Source organism: Synechocystis sp. FACHB-383 (assembly GCF_014698605.1).
In the GTDB taxonomy this organism is placed as follows: Bacteria; Cyanobacteriota; Cyanobacteriia; order Cyanobacteriales; family Microcystaceae; genus Synechocystis; species Synechocystis salina.
On sequence record NZ_JACJTJ010000001.1, the window covers coordinates 1 to 2,768 of the forward strand.

General features: G+C 41.4%; 3 protein-coding genes and 1 pseudogene. 2 read left to right on the forward strand and 2 right to left on the reverse strand.

All coding sequences use genetic code 11. The features are described from left to right. The first annotated feature begins 207 nt into the window (after positions 1-207). On the forward strand, positions 208-1,152 hold the full coding sequence (locus H6G45_RS00005) for a restriction endonuclease subunit S (protein WP_190595434.1): 945 nt from the start codon (positions 208-210) through the stop codon (positions 1,150-1,152). On the opposite strand, the gene H6G45_RS00010 is transcribed toward H6G45_RS00005, so the two are convergent. Together H6G45_RS00010 and H6G45_RS00015 are read right to left on the reverse strand one after the other, a co-directional pair. Next, positions 1,149-1,550, reverse strand: a complete 402-nt coding sequence (locus H6G45_RS00010) for a hypothetical protein (RefSeq protein WP_190595435.1) — start codon at positions 1,548-1,550, stop codon at positions 1,149-1,151. The genes H6G45_RS00005 and H6G45_RS00010 overlap by 4 nt on opposite strands. Next, a complete protein-coding gene (locus tag H6G45_RS00015; protein WP_190595436.1) occupies positions 1,543-2,151 on the reverse strand; it encodes a Panacea domain-containing protein in 609 nt (202 codons plus the stop codon). Before H6G45_RS00015 ends, H6G45_RS00010 begins: the two co-directional genes overlap by 8 nt. A 255-nt stretch (positions 2,152-2,406) precedes the next feature. Between H6G45_RS00015 and H6G45_RS00020 the strand changes: the two are divergent. Beyond that, positions 2,407-2,768 (forward strand): annotated as a pseudogene (locus H6G45_RS00020) (efflux RND transporter periplasmic adaptor subunit); the annotation flags it as partial.

Genomic DNA, 2,768 nt, shown 5'->3' on the forward strand with positions numbered 1-2,768 from the left:
GGTGCTCAATGGTCTCCCAAGAATGTTAACCGAATGCTACGCCTACGCTGTGCCTATCTTAATCACGCCTTCTCTATGAGTATTTATGCTTGCTGACAAACTGGGATGCTCCCGCCAAAATTGTCATTAAGAAGCATATTAAGTACACACATCCTTCTTCCTCCACTGACCGAACAAAAGCACATTGTCGAAAAGTGCGATCGCCTGATGGCCCAATGTGACAAATTAGAGCAACTTCAGAAAGAGAAAGAACAAAAACGCATTCTGATTCATACATCGGCGAGGGAGAAACTATTAAAAGCGTCGGATCAGGAAACCTTTGGACAGGCGTGGGATTTTATCAAGGAAAACTTTGGCGAATTGTACGCCGTCAAAGAAAACGTCACCAGCCTCCGCCAAGCCATTTTGCAATTAGCGGTGATGGGCAAACTCGTCCCGCAAGATCCCAATGATCCGCCAGCTAGTGAATTGTTAAAGGAAATTGAAACAGAAAAACAACGGTTAATCAAAAATCATGGATTAAAAACTAAGGCAGAAATTTATATTGCTCAGCATGAAGAATACATTGATAAGCCTAAAGGATGGAGTTTTTATAGACTAGGAAATCTTACAAAATTTATTGATTATCGAGGAAAAACGCCTAAAAAAATAAAGTCTGGAATTCCTTTAATTACAGCTAAAAATGTACGTTTTGGATTTATAGATAGAGAACCATATGAATATGTCTCGGAAGAAGAGTATCATTCATGGATGACAAGAGGTTTTCCACGATTGGGAGACTTATTATTTACAACTGAAGCCCCTCTGGGAAATATTGCAGTTGTTGATATTAATGAGCGTTTTGCTCTAGCTCAAAGAGTAATTTGTTTTCAACTGCATAAATCTGACATGAATTTATATCTTAGACTGTTAATAATGTCGGATATTTTTCAAGAGCAATTAATCAATAGCGCGACAGGAATGACTGCTAAAGGTATTAAAGCCTCAAAACTCAAAGAAATTCCTATTCCCCTTCCTCCACTCCCCGAACAACATCGCATCGTCGCCAAAGTGGAAGCATTAATGGCCCTGTTCGATCGCCTAGAAAAACAAATTGAGCAACAAACTGCTAAACAAACCCAACTCTTAGAATCAATGATGGCAGAGTTTTAAGGCCTATCTAAATGAGATTTAACTGCCTTGAGATACTTTTTGGCTAAATTTTCTGATTTCAGGCTTTCTTTCTGGATTCTTCTCAAATCCTGCGTTTGAAGTTTTGCAAAAGGAATAGAAGAATTAGGGGCTATTAATGGCTCTAGTCTTTGAACCGTAAAGTCTTTTGCATATTCATAGGCAATAAATGACTTACTTTTGATAAAGCTTGGCATCGATCCGCCTGGTTTTAAAATGCAAGTCCCATCGTTCAACGTTGAACCCTCATACCATGTCGAAATATTAACAAACACAAAAGATTCATCACCAAAGGGAACTAAAGCAATATACCAGTGATTTTTAGTCCCACCAGTATCCAACAAATAAACATCCCCTAACTCAATCGAAAAACTAGCCATTAACTTGATTAAGGAATCGTTCTCTTTCTGCTATTTCCCTAATTAGGATAATATCTTGATCGGATTTGTGTAAATAACTCAGAAGTTCTTGGGCATCAATCGGCATCACTTTTTTGCCAAAATTAGCCGGATCTTGCCACTCTGGTAAATCATGAGTCCATTCTGCTACGGCAAAAGGATCTCTATGGCCAAACTCTTGATAAACTCCCTGCAAAATTGTTTCCTCTGCCATAGATAATTCATCATCTCCTGGATCATCAATCAAAGTGACATAGACCTTTTTATGGGGCGATCTTGTCGTCGAAATAGTTTCAATATAACGATTCCAATAGTCGGAACTTGCATAACCTCCATTCGGCTTCACATAATCATAAATATGGCTTAAAACTGGGCCGTATTTCATCGCCACAAAACTATCCCCCGTAATCGGATAACCTCTTTTCTCCAATGAACGGCGATCGCCAATATAAAGCAATTTAAGCAAACCCAAATAGCTCATTGCGTCAGCATCGCCATGAAGCTTCAGCAAATAGGCCGCCGCCTGGGTTGCCTTGACATCATCAAAGCTAAAAACAATCTCTAGTAAAGCTCTTTGTTCCATGACCGCATATTGTATAGCCTTAGTGATTTCGTGGCCTTGATCCTGCCACGCACGTCCCCCATCGTCAATTAATACAAGCTGTGTTAACTCCTAGCCGAACAACACCGCATCGTCGCCAAAGTGAACGCATTGATAGCTTTCGGCGATCGCCTAGAAAATCAAAGTAAAGTCGTCTCATTTTTCTAGACATAACCCCATTTCATCTTGGTTTCATATTCCTATGAAAGACTGAAAGGGTTGCGCTGTCGGAATTCTATGCAAAACCGAATCATTGCCCGGAGTTGGGCCTTCTCCCTGTTGTTGGGGTTACTGGTGCTGTCTCCCAAGGCGACCTTAGCCCACGCTGGCCATGGGGATGAATTTCACCAAAGTGAATCGGCTCAATCTGCTCAGGGTGTAGCCCTTGATGGGGATACTATTCGTCGCTTGGAGATTAAAGTAGAGCCTTTACAACCTCGTTCCTTGATGACTGGCATTAGAGCAACGGGACAGATTGAAACCCTGCCGCAACAACGGGTTGAGGTCACAACGCCTGTAGGAGGGAAACTGCTCAAACTGTTAGTTAATCCAGGGGACAGCGTTAAGGCCGGTCAACCAGTCGCCACCATGACCAGTGC

Bases quoted from the DNA above. Each gene is read 5' to 3' on its own strand.
- H6G45_RS00015 (WP_190595436.1), bottom strand. From the start codon at position 2,151: ATGGAACAAAGAGCTTTACTAGAGATTGTTTTTAGCTTTGATGATGTC.
- H6G45_RS00005 (WP_190595434.1), top strand. From the start codon at position 208: ATGGCCCAATGTGACAAATTAGAGCAACTTCAGAAAGAGAAAGAACAA.
- H6G45_RS00010 (WP_190595435.1), bottom strand. From the start codon at position 1,550: ATGGCTAGTTTTTCGATTGAGTTAGGGGATGTTTATTTGTTGGATACT.